This window comes from Pseudomonas sp. DE0010 (assembly GCF_007680745.1).
Lineage (GTDB): Bacteria > Pseudomonadota > Gammaproteobacteria > Pseudomonadales > Pseudomonadaceae > Aquipseudomonas > Aquipseudomonas parafulva_B.
In genome coordinates this window covers 1-16911 of the sequence record NZ_VEJQ01000001.1, presented here as the reverse complement: position 1 = coordinate 16911, position 16911 = coordinate 1, and the positions used below count along the sequence as shown (strand labels likewise).

Annotated in this window: 16 protein-coding genes; 3 read left to right on the top strand and 13 right to left on the bottom strand. The window is 60.0% G+C overall.

Annotated features, from left to right (window positions below):
- Positions 1-3: 3 nt before the first annotated feature.
- The 8 genes from FS767_RS00075 to FS767_RS00040 form a co-directional block, all read right to left on the bottom strand.
- Complete coding sequence (locus tag FS767_RS00075; protein ID WP_144963723.1) at positions 4-1662, bottom strand: Na/Pi cotransporter family protein; 1659 nt, start codon at positions 1660-1662, stop codon at positions 4-6.
- A gap of 208 nt (positions 1663-1870) precedes the next feature.
- On the bottom strand, positions 1871-2641 hold the full coding sequence (locus FS767_RS00070) for a TerC family protein (RefSeq protein ID WP_027913220.1): 771 nt from the start codon (positions 2639-2641) through the stop codon (positions 1871-1873).
- Between the two features lie 70 nt (positions 2642-2711).
- On the bottom strand, positions 2712-4019 hold the full coding sequence (locus FS767_RS00065; protein ID WP_058603701.1) for a CitMHS family transporter: 1308 nt from the start codon (positions 4017-4019) through the stop codon (positions 2712-2714).
- 289 nt (positions 4020-4308) lie between these two features.
- The gene (locus tag FS767_RS00060; RefSeq protein ID WP_371921569.1) at positions 4309-6255 is read right to left on the bottom strand and encodes a DUF4105 domain-containing protein; all 1947 of its coding nucleotides are present in this window, start codon (positions 6253-6255) and stop codon (positions 4309-4311) included.
- Positions 6256-6260: 5 nt separating this feature from the next.
- Complete coding sequence (locus FS767_RS00055; protein ID WP_058603703.1) at positions 6261-6581, bottom strand: DUF2388 domain-containing protein; 321 nt, start codon at positions 6579-6581, stop codon at positions 6261-6263.
- A 36-nt stretch (positions 6582-6617) separates the two neighbouring features.
- Positions 6618-6911, bottom strand: a complete 294-nt coding sequence (locus FS767_RS00050; protein ID WP_058603704.1) for a DUF2388 domain-containing protein — start codon at positions 6909-6911, stop codon at positions 6618-6620.
- A 29-nt stretch (positions 6912-6940) separates the two neighbouring features.
- Positions 6941-7258: a DUF2388 domain-containing protein gene (locus FS767_RS00045; RefSeq protein ID WP_144963720.1), complete on the bottom strand. Its 318-nt coding sequence runs from the start codon at positions 7256-7258 to the stop codon at positions 6941-6943.
- Between the two features lie 284 nt (positions 7259-7542).
- Entirely contained in the window at positions 7543-7758 is a 216-nt protein-coding gene (locus FS767_RS00040; RefSeq protein ID WP_027913215.1) for a DUF1127 domain-containing protein, read from the bottom strand.
- Here FS767_RS00040 and FS767_RS22770 point away from each other — a divergent pair.
- Positions 7757-7912 (top strand): hypothetical protein, encoded by a 156-nt coding sequence (locus FS767_RS22770; RefSeq protein ID WP_167340202.1) that lies wholly within the window; start codon positions 7757-7759, stop codon positions 7910-7912. The two genes, FS767_RS00040 and FS767_RS22770, sit on opposite strands and share 2 nt — an antisense overlap.
- Before the next feature lie 183 nt (positions 7913-8095).
- On the opposite strand, the gene FS767_RS00035 is transcribed toward FS767_RS22770, so the two are convergent.
- The 5 genes from FS767_RS00035 to FS767_RS00015 form a co-directional block, all read right to left on the bottom strand.
- Complete coding sequence (locus FS767_RS00035; protein WP_144963718.1) at positions 8096-9589, bottom strand: acetyl-CoA hydrolase/transferase family protein; 1494 nt, start codon at positions 9587-9589, stop codon at positions 8096-8098.
- Positions 9590-9773: 184 nt separating this feature from the next.
- Positions 9774-11210: an NAD(P)(+) transhydrogenase (Re/Si-specific) subunit beta gene (locus FS767_RS00030; RefSeq protein WP_144963716.1), complete on the bottom strand. Its 1437-nt coding sequence runs from the start codon at positions 11208-11210 to the stop codon at positions 9774-9776.
- Positions 11207-11527 (bottom strand): NAD(P) transhydrogenase subunit alpha, encoded by a 321-nt coding sequence (locus FS767_RS00025; RefSeq protein WP_023532697.1) that lies wholly within the window; start codon positions 11525-11527, stop codon positions 11207-11209. The genes FS767_RS00030 and FS767_RS00025 overlap by 4 nt, the downstream gene beginning before the upstream one ends.
- Positions 11528-11539: 12 nt before the next feature.
- Positions 11540-12661, bottom strand: a complete 1122-nt coding sequence (locus FS767_RS00020) for a Re/Si-specific NAD(P)(+) transhydrogenase subunit alpha (protein WP_144963714.1) — start codon at positions 12659-12661, stop codon at positions 11540-11542.
- Between the two features lie 415 nt (positions 12662-13076).
- Complete coding sequence (locus tag FS767_RS00015; RefSeq protein WP_144963712.1) at positions 13077-13982, bottom strand: LysR family transcriptional regulator; 906 nt, start codon at positions 13980-13982, stop codon at positions 13077-13079.
- A gap of 157 nt (positions 13983-14139) precedes the next feature.
- Here FS767_RS00015 and FS767_RS00010 point away from each other — a divergent pair, with 157 nt between their 5' ends.
- Together FS767_RS00010 and FS767_RS00005 are read left to right on the top strand one after the other, a co-directional pair.
- The gene (locus FS767_RS00010; RefSeq protein ID WP_144963710.1) at positions 14140-15321 is read left to right on the top strand and encodes an acyl-CoA dehydrogenase; all 1182 of its coding nucleotides are present in this window, start codon (positions 14140-14142) and stop codon (positions 15319-15321) included.
- A gap of 13 nt (positions 15322-15334) precedes the next feature.
- Positions 15335-16555: a CaiB/BaiF CoA-transferase family protein gene (locus FS767_RS00005; protein WP_144963709.1), complete on the top strand. Its 1221-nt coding sequence runs from the start codon at positions 15335-15337 to the stop codon at positions 16553-16555.
- Positions 16556-16911 lie beyond the last annotated feature (356 nt).

Below are 16911 nucleotides of genomic sequence, written 5' to 3'. Positions count from 1 at the left end.
ACATCACGGCGGCGGGGCTTCGTCCGGCACGCTGTCGAGCATCAGCCCGCCCGTGTCCGAGCCGCCCAGTACCACATAGGCACTGCTGCAGAACAAAGAGTTCAACCGCTTCATGTCGGCGATGAGCTCCAGGTGGATGGAGCTGGTCTCGATGCTCTGTACCACTTTGCGCTGCAGGCGGCTGACATGGGCATGGGCCAGGCGCCGCTCCTGGGCGCGAAAACGACGCTTCTCGCGCAGCAGCAAACGCGCGCTTTCCGGGTCGGCGCTGAGGAATACCGAGAGGCCAAGGCGCAGATTGGCCAGCAATTGCTCTTGCAACCCGGTCAGTTCTTCCAGCCCCATTTGGGAAAAGGCGCGTCGTTGGCTGGTCTTCTGCTGCTGGACTTTGCGCAACATGCGTTCGATCAGGTCGCAGGCCAGCTTGAGGTTGATCGCCAGCTCGATGATCTCGGCCCAGCGACGGTTGTCGTGTTCGCTGAGGTCCTCGCGGGTCATCTGCGCCAGGTATAACTTGATGGCGCTGTACAGGGCATCGGCATCCTCCCCCAGTGCACGCACCTGCTGAGGCAATGCAGCCTGGGTGCCGCGCAGTGCGCCAAGCATGGCTTCGAGCAAGTTGTCGACGATGTCCCCCAGGCGCAACGTCTCCCGGGCAGCATTGGCCAGCGCCAGACTGGGCGTTTCCAAGGCCGAGGCGTCGAGATGGCGCGGGCGTATCTGCCCGTTGTCGCGCTCGCGCTCTGGCAACAGGCTGTTGCACAGCCGTCCCATGGGCTTGACCGTAGGTAGCATGATCAGGCAACGGGCAGTGTTGTAGAGCAAGTGGAAGCCGATGACCAGCTCCTGCGGGCTGAAACTCAGTGTGTCCATCCAGTCCACCAGCGGGTGGAGCACGGGGATGATCAACAGCAGGCCGATCAGCTTGTACAGCAGGCTGCCCAGCGCCACGCGGCGGCCAGCGGCGTTCTGCATGCTGGTGCTGATGAACGCCAGCAGGCCGCTACCAATGTTGGCGCCGACCACCAGGCCTATGGCCACGGGCAGGCTGATCACCTCGGCCCCTGCCAGTGTGGCGGTGAGCAGGACGGCGGCCAGGCTCGAATACGACACCATGGCGAACAATGCACCGACCAGGGCATCGAGCAGAATGTCGCCGGTCAGGGAGGCGAAAAGCACCTTTACGCCCTGGGCATGGGTGATGGGGGCAGCTGCCTGGACGATCAGTTCCAGCGCCAGGATGATCAGGCCCAGGCCGATGCCGACGCGGCCAAGTTGGCCAGCACGGGTCTGCTTGCGTGAAAGGAAGAAGATCACCCCCAGGAAAATCAGCAGGGGCGAAAGCCAGGACAAGTCGAAGGTCAGTACACGGGCCATGAGCGCGGTGCCCACGTCAGCCCCTAACATGATGGCCAGCGCCGGGGTCATGGCCATAAGGCCCTGGCCCACGAATGAGGTAACCAGCATTGCGGTTGCGTTGCTGCTCTGCACCATTGCAGTGACGAGAATGCCCGCGATGAAGGCCAGCGGACGTTTGTCCATGTTCTGGCCGATGATGCGTCGCAGGTCCGAACCGAATACCCGCAAAATGCCGGTTCGCACGATGTGCGTGCCCCATACCAGCAATGTGACTGCCGAAAGCAGATTGAGTAGGGTCAGCATGACGAGAGCCCCCTGATTGCACCGGCCAAGCTGGCCAGTCGAAAAGACGTGGGCGCAGTGCTGTTTGCACAGGCCTGTTCAAGCTTTAGTTCTAATATGCCACTGCCGCCAGCTTCGCATGGTTGTCATGATTTTGAAACATCCGCGGCCAGGGCTGGCGGGATGCGAAAAGGGCCCCGCAGGGCCCTTTCTCTCGAGACGCGCAGGGTTATTGACCCGGCACATCCTTGCGCAGTTTCACGGCCTCGTGTTCCTTGCCGGCTTTGCGTGCCAACGATGTACGCATGCGGATATTGATGGCTTCAACCGCCAGGGAGAAGGCCATGGCGAAGTAAACGTAGCCTTTAGGGACATGCACATCGAATGCTTCGGCGATCAGCACGGTACCTACCACGATCAGGAACGACAACGCGAGCATCTTCAACGAAGGGTGCTTGTCGATGAAGTCGGCAATGGTGCCGGCGCACGCCATCATGACCAGCACGGCGACGATGATTGCGGCGATCATCACCGGCACGTGCGACACCATCCCAACAGCGGTAATCACCGAGTCGAGCGAGAAAACAATGTCGATGATCGCGATCTGGATGATGGTGTAGAGGAACTTGCCGCCAGAGCCCTTGGGTTCATCGGCGTTTTCTTCTTCGCCTTCCAGGCCATGGTAGATCTCCTGCGAGCTTTTCCAGAGCAGGAACAGGCCGCCGAAGAACAGGATCAGGTCACGTCCGGATATGCCCTGCCCCAGGACCACGAACAGATCGTCGGTCAGGCGCATTACCCAGGTGATGGACAGCAGCAGCATGATGCGGGTCACCATGGCCAGGGCCAGGCCGAAGATCCGGGTGCGCGGCTGCATGTGCTTGGGCATGCGGCTGACCAGGATCGAGATCATGATGATGTTGTCGATGCCCAGAACGATTTCAAGCGCGGTCAGGGTGAAAAAGGCAACCCAGATTTCCGGGCTGGTCAGCCATTCCATGTGTTTTCCTTTGAGCGGTATAGGCAATGCGCCTGCATCGAGGCGCATTGCGGTGGAGAGAGGTCTGTTATCAGAGACTGCTGAACAGCGGGAAAATGCCCATGATCAGCGCGGCGAACATTATGCACAGGCACACCAGCACTGCCCACTTGAGCGTGAAGCGTTGGTGATCCCCGAATTCGATGCCGGCCAGGGCGACCAGCAGGTAAGTCGAGGGTACCAGCGGGCTCAGCAGGTGTACCGGCTGCCCGACGATGGATGCACGGGCCATTTCGACCGGGCTGATGCCATAGTGGCTTGCCGCTTCGGCCAGCACCGGCAGGACACCGTAGTAGAAGGCGTCGTTGGACATGAAGAAGGTGAACGGCATGCTCACGATCGCCGTGATCACCGCCAGGTACGGGCCCAGGGCTTCGGGAATGACGGCCAGCAGGCTTTTGGACATGGCATCGACCATGCCGGTGCCTGACAGGATGCCGGTGAAGATGCCTGCGGCGAAGATCAGACCGGTGACCGCCAGCACGCTGCCGGCGTGGGCTGCAATACGGTCTTTCTGTTGTTGCAGGCATGGGTAGTTGACGATCATGGCGATGCTGAAGGCGATCATGAACAGCACTGGCAACGGCAGCAGGCCGGCGATGAGGGCTGCCATCAATGCAGCGGTCAGTGCGCCATTGAAATACAGCAGCTTAGGCCGGCGTGCCTCTGGATATTGCGAGACGCTGATGTCGCTGTGATCGACATCGTCGGTTGGCAGGTGCAGCTCGCCCAGGCGGGCACGTTCGCGTTTGCCGTACAGGTAGGCAATGGCCAGAATTGCCACTACGCCGAACAGCATCGCTGGAATCATGGGCACGAAGATATCGGAAGGGTCCACGTGCAAGGCGCTGGCCGCCCGCGCTGTGGGCCCGCCCCATGGCGTCATGTTCATGACCCCGCCGGCAAGAATGATGAGCCCCGCCATGATGCGCGGGCTCATGCCCAGGCGGCTGTACATGGGCAGCATGGCCGCACAGCAGATCATGTAGGTGGTGGCGCCGTCACCGTCCAGCGATACCACCAGGGCCAGCACGGCGGTACCTACCGACACCTTGAGCGGGTCGCCCTTGACCAGCTTGAGGATCTTTCGCACCGCAGGGTCGAAAAGGCCGGAGTCGATCATCAGGGCAAAGTAGAGAATGGCGAACATCAGCATGACGCCGGTGGGCGCCAGCTTGCTGATGCCCTCGAGCATCATGGGGCCGATCTTGCTGGCGAAACCGCCGAAGATGGCGAACAGAATGGGCACAAGGATCAGCGCGATCAAGGCCGACAGGCGCTTGGTCATGATCAGGTACATGAACGTGACGACCATGGCGAAGCCGAGGAAGGTCAGCATGGCAATACTCCAGGCGAGGCGCGACGAAAAAGAGGACGGTTCGGGCGGGTCAGCGTGCAGGACGCTGCGCGTGGAGTGGGTCGAACAAGACTGAGAGAAGTCGGGCACGGAAAGGCATCGGTATCACCATTGTTGTTGTTGGATGCGCCGGGCGGGGCACGTACCTCGCCCTGGCTGACCGGTCTGTGCCGGCAATGGGGCTATCCTATGCGCGCAAGCTTTCAGCCAGCTTTCGCTCGAACAGGGGTGACAAAAGGTAGGGAAGGCGCGTGAGTGGGCTGTCGTGCCGCTACAGCTGCAGCCCACCCGCTGCCTTGTGCAATGCGCGAAGATGCTCTCCAATGTGCTTCACGTTGGCTTCGACTGCCGCTATCTGCCTTGCACGGGAAGGCTCCAGTAGCGCCCTCACCTCCTTGTCCAGGTTGGTACTCAAGCGCAGCAGCTGCGCCTGGCGTTCGCTGCTGACCTTTTCCAGGTGAACCCGCTCTGCTTGCTGCGGCAGCCCGTAGCCGGTGGTATCGAGCAGTTCAGCCGGGCGGCTCAGGAAACCGCTGTTGGCGAGCATCTGCTTGAGGGTGGCATCGGCCTTGTCGACGCTGCCATCCTTGAGCGCTGCGGCATTGAGGTAGCGTTGCTTGACCTCGTCCTGGGCCAATAGCAGTTGCCGTCGCAGGCCCGCCTGTTCCAGAAGCAGCAAGGCTGCACTGGTGCGCAGGTCAGCCTGGTCGAACCAAGGCTTGCGTTGTTCGGCGTCCAGGGCCAACCAATCCTCCACCTTGGTCTGCTTCACCGGCAGCTGCTTCTTCAGGACGTCGAACATGGCCTGATAACGGTCGCGGTACGAGTCGAAGCGGTAGCCCAGGCGCAGTGCCTCTCGCGGATCCTCCAGCACGCTGGTGTCAGCCAGCCCACGCCCGTCGAGCACGGCCAGCAGGCCATTGGGCATGATGCTGTCGAGGTCGTTGAGTTTTGGGTTGGCGGTACCGCTGCGCAGCAGCTTCAGCGATTCCACCGCGCAGTTATTGGACAGGAACCAGTAGTTGCCGTCGTAGCTCCAGTGCATCTCGGCGGCCTGGCGGACCAGGTTCTCGATCTCCTCTCGATTGAGCTTGAGCGGCACCGAGGCCAGGCTGCGCAGTTCGGTCTTGGTGTATTCGTCGATCACCTGTCCCAGCGGCAGCACGAACAGCCGCGAGGGGTAGACGCCGACCAGCCCATCCCAACTGGACAACTGGACGTCGTTGACGAAAGCGCGGTACGAGAGCACCAGACTTTGATCGAGATCCAGGCGGCAGTCCGGGCCTCGCGGCCGGCCGGGTTTGCAGATGACCAGGCGCAGCATGCTGTGCCCCCAGCGGCTGACCAGGTTCTGGTTGGCCTCGGCCAGCAGGTAATCCACCTCGTACACCCGCTCGGGGTCGACTTCACCCAGGGGTTGGCGCGCAAAATCGCTACCGGCATTGATGAACGGCAGGCCTTTGGCGCAGGCGTCCTGGGGTGGGCTCCAGCCAAAGTGTTGTGTCAGGTACCGATTGAGCGCGGGGCGGCGACAGCCATAGCTGGGGTCGAGAAGGAAGTACTCCATATTGACCGCGACGTATTCCTTCGGGCTGCTCAGCTCGTAGCGGTCGGGGCTGCGCACGAACTGGCCGTTATGCTGTTCGCGTTCGCCGCGCCGGCCTACGTACTGGGGCCAGCCGGCGAGGTCCAGCAGACGTGGGTCATCGCTGAGCGTGAACCGTCGCCCCGCCTGGCCGCGGCACTCTCCGGGCAGGCCGATGTTCCCGACAGTGCCTTGCAGGCGGTTGCATCGAGTGAGCACGGCATGCTGTTGCCCCGGCCATAACCGGGCGCGGTCGTAGATATGAGTGAGCTCGTGCACCACGGTCGCCAACAGTTCGTTGCGCACAGTGCCATGGGGCCGATGCGTCAGCTCAGTTGTCGCGGTACCGTCGGCAAGGCTGGGTAGCAGGCGGCGATTGAGCATCAAGCTGGACACCAGTGATGCCTGGCCGTAGGCGTCAGGCGGCATCTGGTCGCTCCAACTGACGCTGACGGTGCGATCAAGCCGCTGTTTGAACGAGGGTGGCAGGCTGGCCATCGCTTGGTCGAGCAGCGCCTGGCTGGCGCTGACCTGCTGCGGGGTCAGGTCGGCGGTTTGCAGGTCAAGGTGCAAGTCTGCGAGCGCGGGCGTGCCAAGCAGTGTCAGAAGGCAGCCGAACCACCCGGCACGCAGTAACTTCACAGCGCGAGAATGGCTTCGGCCAATACCTGGTCACTGGCATCGCGTGCCTGTGGCACACGCTCGCGCAACGTCGTGAACGCCGCTTCCAGTTGCGCGCCACGGATATCGCCGTTGCTGGCTACGAAGCTGGCTGCATCGTCGTGAGCTTCACGTACCACTTTGGAATCGCGAATGGATGTCGTGGTATCTGACGTGAAGTCGATCGAACGGCCAAAGGCGCGCACGATGATGTTGCTGGTGGCCACCAAGGTCTGGGCCTGGGCCAGGTCGGCCAGCAGAAACATGCCGAGAGTAGCGGCAATCAGCGGTTTACGCATGGAGCATCTCCGAAAATACTGGGAGGAAAAGGATAGTCATTCGACGAGGATTGCTCGCGCCAGTTCCAGGTCGCTGGCAGAGCGCGCGGGTTTATGCACGCGAATGGCTTCAAGGGCTGCCTCAAGCCGTGCGCCGCGCACGCGACCCTCGGTGGCGACGAACACTGCCGCATCGTCGCGCGCTGCGCTTATGAGCTTGCGATCAAAAGGTGCAGTGGTGACCTGGGTCGTGACGTAACCCGAGATCACCAGGCCTTGGGTAGTGGTGTCCAGCGCGTGAGCCGTGGCTATGCCTGCGATCCAGAGCAGGGGTAATAGCAGAAAACGCATGAGCGATCAGCTGGGGGCGGCCTGCTGACTCAGAGAGCCAGGATGGCTTGAGCCAGCTGCGCGTCGCTGGCGTGCAAGGCAGGTGCCTGGGCACGGATGTGAGCCAGCGCGCTTTCGAGTTTGGCGCCTCGGATGCTGCCTTGGCTGGCGACGAAGCTGGCGGCGTCGTCGCGGGCTGCTTGCACGATTTTGTTGTCGCGCAAAGATGAAGACGCATCGGAGGTGGCGTTGGTAGAGGCAGCGACCCCTCGTACCACGGTGTCGGTGGTGACGACGAAACTGCTGGCACTGGCTGTACCAGCCAGGCCAAGCATCAGCGCAGCGCCAATGAGGTAATTACGGGTCATGAACGTTAGCTCCTGGTGTAAGGAAATCCAGCTGGGAACGTGGGCAACGGCCCTTGCCTAGGGTATGACAGTCGGTTCTACCAGACAGTTAAGCGAAGCGTATCACGCTGTGCTGTATCAAGATGTTAATGATAGAGGGCTGCTCAACTGTTATGCCTGATAAATCCATTAAAATAACTGTACCGGTCGCGCGGGTTTTCTTTAAAGCAGAAGCAAAAAACCCGTCGCAGGGCCCTGCGACGGGTTTTTGAGATTAACGCTGCCAGTCAGGCTAGCACAGGCGCTTAGCGCCAGAAAGGCTTGCTCAACTCTTCGTAGCGCTGCGATTCGCTGATACCGGCGTCTGCCAGCAGGCGTGCATCCAAGCGAGCCAGTTGACGACGACTGGCCATACGACGCTGCCAAAGCAGCAGAGTGGAAGCTACGCGCAGGGGGAACGAAGCGTTGGATTGCTTGGCGGTGCTTTCAAAAACCAGACCGGAACTGAGGGTACGTTCCATGATGATCATCCTTCCGCTTATGGCGGCATTAGATAGTGATTTAACTGATGCCAATGATCCTCCCCTCTTGTCCATAACAGTAGATACAGTTGCAGGTAAAGACGGCAAGCCAGTTAACTGTGTAACGCTACTGTTGCACTCGAAAGTGGCTTAACTGTACTGGTGCGCACAAATATGGTGCAAATTTATACAATCTGCTTGGTTCGTTGACAGGCTTGAGTTTAAAAACCAGTACAGTAGTACAGTTTTATAGAGTCTTGCTGGTATCTGTTTTGTTGAGCACGCAAAAAAGGGTCGCCAAGCGACCCTTTGAGGTTTGTGCATACTTCAGCGCGTGTTACAGGGCAAGCATGCGACCTGTTTCTTCCAGGTTTTCATGCCATGCCAGCGCTTCACGCAAGATGTGCGGCGTGTGTCCGCCCCGCAGGCAAGCGCGCTCGAAGTAGTCGTTCAAGGCCGCGCGATAGTCAGGGTGCACGCAGTTGTCGATGATCGCCCTGGCGCGCTCCCGAGGAGCCAGGCCGCGCAAGTCGGCCAGACCTTGCTCGGTGACCAGGATGTCCACGTCATGCTCGGTATGGTCCACATGGCTGACCATGGGGACCACACTCGAGATGGCGCCGCCTTTGGCAATCGATTTGGTCACGAATACGGCCAAGTGTGCATTACGGGCGAAGTCGCCGGAACCCCCAATGCCGTTCATCATTCGGGTGCCGCAGACATGCGTGGAGTTGACGTTGCCATAGAGGTCGAATTCCAGGGCAGTGTTGATACCGATGATGCCAAGGCGCCGAACCACTTCGGGGTGGTTGGAGATTTCCTGCGGGCGCAGCACCAGCTTGTCCTTGTACTTTTCCAGGTTACCGAACACGTCGGCGTTGCGGCGACTGGACAGGGTGATGGAGCTGCCGGAGGCGAAGCGCAGCTTGCCCGCATCGATCAAGTCGAAGGTGGAGTCCTGCAGCACCTCGGAGTACATGGTCAGGTCTTCGAACGGCGAGTCGATGAGCCCGCACATCACGGCGTTGGCAATGCTGCCGATCCCCGCCTGCAAGGGGCCCAACCGGTTGGTCATGCGCCCTGCTTCCACCTCTTTCTTCAGGAAGCTGATCAGGTGGTCGGCAATGCCTTGGGTTTCGTCATCGGGTGGCAGTACCGTCGAGGGCGAATCGGGCTGGTCACTGATGACGATGCCCACGATCTTGGCAGGGTCGATTGCAATGGCGGTACTGCCGATGCGGTCGTCTAGCTTGACCAATGGGATGGGCGTACGAGTAGGACGGTACGTAGGTATATAGATGTCGTGCAGCCCTTCTAGATTCGGGTTGTGCGACAAATTGATCTCGACGATCACTTTCTTGGCAAAGATCGCAAAGCTTGCCGAGTTGCCAACCGAGGTGGTCGGCACAATATGCCCCTGCTCGGTGATGGCCACCGCTTCGATCACGGCAATGTCGGGCAGCTTCAGTTGCTGGTTGCGCAGTTGCTCGACGGTCTCCGACAGGTGCTGGTCGATGAACATGACCTTGCCATCGTTGATGGCCTTGCGCAGCGTACTGTCCACCTGGAATGGCATGCGGCGGGCCAGTACACCGGCTTCGGTCAGCTGTTTGTCCAGGTCGTTGCCAAGGCTCGCGCCGGTCATCAGGCTGATTTGCAGTGGCGACTGCTTGGCGCGTTGGGCCAGCGCGTGGGGGACGGCCTTGGCTTCACCGGCGCGGGTGAAGCCGCTCATGCCGACGGTCATGCCGTCCTCGATCAGGCCAGCGGCGTCGGCCGCACTCATTACCTTGCTATGCAGGGAGGACAAGCGGATGCGATCACGGTACATGGATTGTTATCTCGGGCTACTAAGCTACTGCAGCGCAGTCTAGTGATTTAGACCGGTGCCGTCCCGCGACCATGGTCGTATTACCCTCGCCGCTTCATGGCCGTTGATCCGGATCAATAATTGAAAAAGCCCTGGCCGTTACCGACCAGGGCTTCTCGTTCACAGGGTCAGAACCGAACCTGCCTCACTCCACGGCCTTGACCATGTCTTCGATGACCTTCTTGGCATCGCCGAATACCATCATGGTCTTGTCGAGGTAGAACAGCTCGTTGTCCAGGCCTGCGTAGCCGCTGGCCATGGAGCGCTTGTTGACGATGATGGTCTTGGCCTTGAAGGCTTCGAGAATCGGCATGCCGGCAATGGGTGACTTGGGGTCATTCTTGGCGGCCGGGTTGACCACGTCGTTTGCGCCCAATACCAGGACTACGTCGGCCTGGCCGAACTCGGCATTGATGTCTTCCATCTCGAAGACCTGGTCGTAGGGCACTTCGGCTTCTGCCAACAGCACGTTCATGTGCCCGGGCATACGCCCTGCCACCGGGTGAATGGCGTATTTGACGGTGACACCGTTGTGCGTGAGCTTCTCGGTCAGTTCCTTAAGCGCGTGCTGGGCGCGTGCTACAGCCAGGCCATAGCCGGGAACGATAATCACGCTGTCGGCGTTGCTGAGCAGGAAGGTTGCATCGTCGGCCGAACCGGACTTCACCGGGCGCTGCTCCGTGGACCCTTGGGCAGCGCCAGCTTCGGCATCACCACCAAAGCCGCCCAGGATGACATTGAAGAACGAGCGGTTCATTGCCTTGCACATGATGTAGGACAGAATCGCCCCGGACGAGCCTACCAGCGAACCGGCGATGATCAACATGGAGTTGTTCAGCGAGAAGCCGATCCCTGCCGCCGCCCAGCCCGAGTAGCTGTTGAGCATCGACACCACTACCGGCATGTCCGCCCCGCCGATCGGGATGATGATCAGCACGCCCATGATGAACGCCAGAACCAGCATGAGGGTGAAGGCGCTGTAGTGGCCGGTGAAGGTGAACAGCAGCCCCAGCGCAATGGTAGTCAGGCCGAGAATGAGGTTGAGCTTGTGCTGACCGGCAAACTGCACCGGCGCACCCTGGAACAGACGGAACTTGTATTTGCCCGACAGCTTGCCGAAGGCGATCACCGAGCCAGAGAAAGTAATGGCACCAATGGCTGCCCCCAGGAACAGCTCCAGGCGGTTGCCCGTAGGGATCGGATCGCTGATGGCAGCGACGATGCCCATCGACTGGGGCTCGAGCACCGCGGCAATGGCGATGAATACCGCGGCAAGGCCGATCATGCTGTGCATGAAGGCGACCAGCTCAGGCATCTTGGTCATCTCGACACGTTTGGCCATCACCGAGCCCGCGGTGCCGCCCACCAGCAACCCGACGATCACATAGCCGATGCCGGCCGTGGCCAGCTCAGTGCCGAGCTTATAGATGAGGCCGACCGTGGTGAGGATCGCGATACCCATGCCGATCATGCCGAACAGGTTGCCACGCCGGGATGTAGTGGGATGGGACAGGCCCTTGAGCGCCTGGATGAAACACACCGAGGCGACCAGATACAGAAGCGTTACCAGATTCATGCTCATGCTGACTTCTGCCCCTCGTTCTTGACCTTTTTCTTGAACATTTCAAGCATGCGGCGGGTGACCAGGAACCCGCCAAATACGTTGACTGCAGCCAGGGCCACGGCGAGCGTGCCCATCACCTTTCCGGCAGGTGTGACCGTCAGCGCAGCGGCGAGCATGGCACCCACGATAACGATGGCCGATATTGCGTTGGTGACTGCCATCAACGGGGTGTGCAAGGCCGGTGTAACGTTCCAGACCACGTGGTAACCCACATAAATGGCCAGCACGAAAATGATGAGGTTATAAATGCCATGGGAAATCAGCATGTCTTCCATTTGTCGTGCTCCTCAGCCGTTCTTGCGGACGATTTGACCGTCGCGGCACATCAGGCAGGCCGCGACAATGTCGTCTTCGAGGTTGATGGTCAGGGCGCCGTCCTTGTCGAACAGCAGTTTCGTGAAGTCCAGCAGGTTGCGTGCGTAAAGGGCCGAAGCGTCCGCTGCGACCAGGGCTGGCAGGTTCGTTGGGCCCACGATGGTGACACCATGGGCATGCACGACCTCGTCGGCCACGGTCAATGGACAGTTGCCGCCTTGGGCCGCTGCCAGGTCGATGACCACCGAACCTGGTTTCATCTGGGCAACCGTGTCGGCGCTCAACAGGGTAGGCGCCTTGCGGCCCGGGATCAGTGCGGTGGTAATGACGATGTCTGCTTGCCGAGCGCGCTCGTGTACGGCCTGAGCCTGGCGCTGCATCCAGCTTGCCGGCATGGGCCTGGCGTAGCCGCCGACGCCTTGGGCGCATTCGCGCTCCTCATCGGTCTCGTACGGTACATCGATGAACTTGGCACCGAGCGATTCGATCTGCTCCTTCACCGCAGGGCGCACGTCCGATGCCTCGATGACGGCGCCAAGACGCTTGGCCGTCGCAATGGCTTGCAGCCCCGCCACCCCTGCCCCCAGGATCAAGACGCGCGCGGCCTTCACCGTGCCGGCGGCTGTCATCAGCATCGGCATGAAGCGCGGATAGTGATGCGCGGCCAGCAATACAGCCTTGTAGCCGGCGATGTTGGCTTGGGACGAAAGCACGTCCAGGCTTTGTGCCCGGGAAGTTCGCGGCGCGGCCTCCAGCGCAAAAGCCGTGAGGCCGCGCGCGGCCATTTTGGCGATAACGTCGTTGTTGAACGGGTTGAGCATGCCGACCAGAAGGCTGCCGCTGCTCATCAGCGCCAGTTCATCATCGGTTGGCGCGACTACCTTGAGCACCAACTGCGCGCCATAGGCTTCAGCCGCCGAGCCCAGGCGGGCACCGACAGCTTCATAGGCGCTGTCCGGAATGCTGGCATTGACCCCAGCGCCTTGCTGGACCGTAACCTGATGACCCTGACCTATCATTTTCTTGATGGTTTCAGGCGTCGCGGCGACCCTTGTCTCGCCGGCCTGCGTCTCGAGCGGAACACCAATGTGCACGACTATTTCTCCTGCGATGACCTTTTTTATATTTGTGAGGCCAGCGCACTTCGTAGGGTGCGCCGGAGCGGCTAAGGGCCTTACCGCCCGATCCTGGGCGGGCACAGCATTTTGCAGACGAACCGAACGGGCTTCAATAGAATCTGGAGCGAAACCAACTAATAGCTACAAGTCACCATGTGACCAGATGTCGCAGCTAATCTGTAGCAAGCACTCAAGCACGTTTACTCGGCAGACTAGGACGATTTTCAGCGGAAAATCTGAATTTTTCGTATTTAAGCAGGCGAATGTCGCAAAAAGATGCCTGATTGAAGAACGCGGAAGCACTTTATCACCGTCAGGAGCATTGCAATATAGTTATTTAAATGCGACAGATCATTATATCTGTAGGTGTCAATTATAATTGACTACGGGGTCAGCTTTCTTTGGCGTCCGCGTAGTTCGCCGCCTGCGCTACCAGCCACTCACGGAATGCATCCAGCGTGGTCGATTCGATCCTGCGCTCCGGAATCATCAGATAGTAGGCCCTGTCGCTACGTAGAACATGCCTGTTAGCGACCACCAACCTACCCTCGCCGAGCTCGCGTTGAATCAGAAAGGGTGGAATGAGCGCGACCCCCATTGCGTGCATGGCCGCTTGTGCGAGCATTGAAAAAAGCTCAAGGCGGGGGCCGGTCATGTCGGTGGCTACAGAAATGCCGACGCTACTGAACCACTGGCGCCATGCATAGGGCCGGGTGCTTTGCTGCAGCAGGGGGAGTTGTGCAATGTCGTGAGCCTGGAGGGTTTGCCTGCCACCGAGCAATGCGGGGCTGCAGACAGGGACAGGATTTTCACCCATCAGCCTGTGCGACTGAGTGCCTGACCAATCACCGTCACCAAAGTAGATGGCGGCATCGAAGCTGGTATCGGCAAATAGGAAAGGCCTTGTGCGATTGGTCAGGTTGACCGTGACATCGGGTTGGCGCTGCTGGAAATCCATCAAGCGCGGCAGCAACCATTGAGTGCCGAAGGTGGGCACCACTGCAAGCTCGATCACGCTGGCGCCCTGCTGACGCATCACCGACAGCGTATCGCGTTCTACCGCATCGAGTTGCGCCGCCACTTGCCGGCTGTAGGACAGCCCTGCCTCGGTCAGCTTCACGCCCCGGTGTGAGCGGCGGAATAACTCGACGTTCAAAAAGCTCTCAAGGCTGCCGATCTGCCTGCACACAGCACCCTGGGTCAGCGACAGTTCCTGAGCAGCCTTGGTGAAGCTTTCGTGGCGTGCGGCAGCCTCGAAGCAAACCAGGGCGGTAGTGCTGGGTATCTTCCGACGCATGCCTATCCCTCACTCGTGGATGATCGATTTTTGGGCTTTCACTTATTTATGAGTGAGAAAATAGCACTCCTGGGTGCACAAACGTCGTTTGTCCTCGCCGCTTGCCCGGCCTAGGATCACGGCATACGTCATCCACCGTTCTGGGAGAAATGCACTCATGGCCGCCAAAGCAAGCTTTAGCTGGATCGACCCCCTCTTGCTGGATCAACAGCTCACTGAAGAGGAGCGCATGGTTCGAGACAGTGCCTATCAGTTCGCCCAGGACAAGCTGGCTCCGCGTGTGCTTGAAGCGTTTCGTCACGAGAAGACAGATGCAGCGATCTTTCGTGAGATGGGTGAAGTGGGGCTGCTGGGCGCCACGATTCCGGAGCAGTACGGTGGGAGCGGTCTGAACTACGTGTGTTACGGGCTCATTGCACGCGAGGTAGAGCGCATCGACTCGGGGTATCGCTCGATGATGAGCGTGCAGTCGTCGCTGGTGATGGTGCCGATCAATGAATTCGGCTCCGAAGCACAGAAGCAGAAGTACTTGCCCAAGCTGGCTAGTGGCGAGTGGATCGGTTGCTTTGGCCTTACTGAGCCCAACCATGGGTCGGACCCGGGGTCGATGGTCACGCGTGCCCGGAAAGTCGAGGGCGGCTATCGCTTGACCGGTAGCAAGATGTGGATCACCAACAGTCCTATCGCTGATGTGTTCGTGGTATGGGGCAAGGATGATGCAGGTGACATCCGCGGTTTCGTTTTGGAAAAGGGCTGGGAGGGCCTGAGTGCACCGGCCATTCATGGCAAGGTCGGGCTGCGCGCCTCCGTGACGGGTGAGATTGTGATGGACAACGTGTTTGTGCCCGAGGAGAACATGTTCCCTGAGGTGCGCGGGCTCAAGGGGCCTTTTACTTGCCTGAACTCTGCGCGCTACGGGATTTCCTGGGGAGCGCTAGGCGCTGCCGAGGCCTGCTGGCACACAGCGCGGCAGTACACCCTGGACCGGCAGCAGTTTGGCCGGCCGCTGGCGGCCAACCAGCTGATTCAGAAGAAGCTGGCCGACATGCAGACCGAGATCACCTTGGCGCTGCAAGGCTGCTTGCGCTTGGGGCGCATGAAGGATGAGGGCACGGCTGCTGTCGAGATCACGTCGATCATGAAGCGCAACTCATGTGGCAAGGCGCTGGACATCGCCCGCTTGGCGCGTGACATGTTGGGCGGTAATGGCATCTCGGACGAGTTCGGCGTGGCGCGTCATCTGGTGAACCTTGAGGTAGTGAATACCTACGAAGGCACCCATGACGTGCATGCTCTGATACTGGGGCGTGCGCAGACGGGTATCCAGGCTTTCTATTGATAAGGAGGCGGTCATGGGAGCGCTTTCGCATCTACGCGTGCTGGATCTGTCACGGGTACTGGCGGGGCCATGGGCTGGTCAGATCCTTGCGGACCTGGGTGCCGATGTAATCAAGGTCGAGCGCCCAGGTAAGGGGGATGACACGCGGGCGTGGGGGCCGCCTTATCTCAAGGACAGCGAGGGCGGCAGTACCGGCGAGGCGGCCTATTATCTGGCGGCCAACCGCAACAAGCGTTCGATCACGATCGACTTTACCCAGGCCGATGGCCAGCGACTGATTCGCGAGCTGGCTGCCAAGAGCGATATCGTCATTGAAAACTTCAAGGTAGGCGGCTTGGCGGGCTATGGGTTGGATTATCCCAGCCTGAAGGCTGTCAATCCGAAGCTCATCTACTGTTCGATCACCGGGTTCGGGCAGACAGGTCCCTACGCGCAGCGTGCGGGCTATGACTTCATGATTCAGGGACTTGGTGGGCTCATGAGCCTGACAGGGCTGCCGGAGGGTGAGGTGGGTGCGGGGCCTGTGAAGGTTGGGGTGGCGCTGACGGACATTCTTACCGGGCTGTATTCGACGGTGGCGATTCTGGCGGCACTGTCTCATCGGGAGCAGCGTGGTGAAGGTCAGCACATCGACATGGCCCTGCTGGATGTCCAGGTGGCGTGCCTGGCCAATCAGGCGATGAATTACCTGACAACGGGCGCGCCACCGCGGCGACTGGGCAACGCGCACCCGAATATCGTGCCTTATCAGGACTTTCCCACGGCCGATGGCGATTTCATTCTCACCGTGGGCAACGATGGCCAGTTTCGTAAGTTTGCAGAGGTGGCTGGAAATGCTCAGTGGGCGGATGATCCGCGGTTCGCTACCAACAAGGCGCGTGTGGCCAATAGAGGCGAACTAGTGCCTTTGATCCGCCAGGTGACGGTGTTCAGAACGACGGCGCAGTGGGTGAGTGATCTGGAAGCAGTAGGTGTGCCGTGCGGGCCCGTCAACGACCTGGCGCAGGTGTTTAGTGATCCCCAGGTAGTGGCGCGAGAACTGGCGGTGGCCATGGCGCACCCGCTGGCGGGGACAGTGCCCCAGGTCGCTTCGCCGATTCGCTTGTCGCAGACGCCTGTTGAGTACAGGCATGCGCCACCTCTATTAGGTGAGCACACGGAGGGCGTATTGAAGGCGCTGCTGAGCGTGCCGGATTCCGAAGTGGAACGACTGCGGGTGGCCGGGGTGATCTAGCGGGTCATTGCATCTATAGATAAGCGGGGGGCGGCAGCCCCCCGCTTTGCTTTTGATTTATATGAAATTAAAGGTTGACGCGGTTTCGAATCCCCTTATAATGCGCCCCACTTCCAGCGACATCGGAACGCGAAACTCCTTGAGATTCAATGGGTTAGCTAGTTCGGGTGGTGCTGTAGGGGCTGCGATCGAACAGATCGACAGCGGTTGAGAAGAAGGTTGACAGCGTGTTGAAACGCTGTAGAATTCGCCTCCCGCTACGAGAGATCGAAGCGAGTCAAGTATTTGAAGTTGAACGAGTTTCTCGAAATAAACTTCAAAATAAACGCTTGACAGGCAATGAGGAAAGCGTAGAA

Coding starts and splice junctions, on each gene's coding strand:
- FS767_RS00050 (WP_058603704.1), bottom strand. CDS start 6,911: ATGCGTTTTCTGCTATTACCCCTGCTCTGGATCGCAGGCATAGCCACG.
- FS767_RS00030 (WP_144963716.1), bottom strand. CDS start 11,210: ATGAGCATGAATCTGGTAACGCTTCTGTATCTGGTCGCCTCGGTGTGT.
- FS767_RS00045 (WP_144963720.1), bottom strand. CDS start 7,258: ATGACCCGTAATTACCTCATTGGCGCTGCGCTGATGCTTGGCCTGGCT.
- FS767_RS00035 (WP_144963718.1), bottom strand. CDS start 9,589: ATGTACCGTGATCGCATCCGCTTGTCCTCCCTGCATAGCAAGGTAATG.
- FS767_RS22770 (WP_167340202.1), top strand. CDS start 7,757: ATGATGATCATCCTTCCGCTTATGGCGGCATTAGATAGTGATTTAACT.
- FS767_RS00015 (WP_144963712.1), bottom strand. CDS start 13,982: ATGCGTCGGAAGATACCCAGCACTACCGCCCTGGTTTGCTTCGAGGCT.
- FS767_RS00075 (WP_144963723.1), bottom strand. CDS start 1,662: ATGCTGACCCTACTCAATCTGCTTTCGGCAGTCACATTGCTGGTATGG.
- FS767_RS00005 (WP_144963709.1), top strand. CDS start 15,335: ATGGGAGCGCTTTCGCATCTACGCGTGCTGGATCTGTCACGGGTACTG.
- FS767_RS00025 (WP_023532697.1), bottom strand. CDS start 11,527: ATGGAAGACATGCTGATTTCCCATGGCATTTATAACCTCATCATTTTC.
- FS767_RS00070 (WP_027913220.1), bottom strand. CDS start 2,641: ATGGAATGGCTGACCAGCCCGGAAATCTGGGTTGCCTTTTTCACCCTG.
- FS767_RS00065 (WP_058603701.1), bottom strand. CDS start 4,019: ATGCTGACCTTCCTCGGCTTCGCCATGGTCGTCACGTTCATGTACCTG.
- FS767_RS00010 (WP_144963710.1), top strand. CDS start 14,140: ATGGCCGCCAAAGCAAGCTTTAGCTGGATCGACCCCCTCTTGCTGGAT.
- FS767_RS00040 (WP_027913215.1), bottom strand. CDS start 7,758: ATGGAACGTACCCTCAGTTCCGGTCTGGTTTTTGAAAGCACCGCCAAG.
- FS767_RS00055 (WP_058603703.1), bottom strand. CDS start 6,581: ATGCGTAAACCGCTGATTGCCGCTACTCTCGGCATGTTTCTGCTGGCC.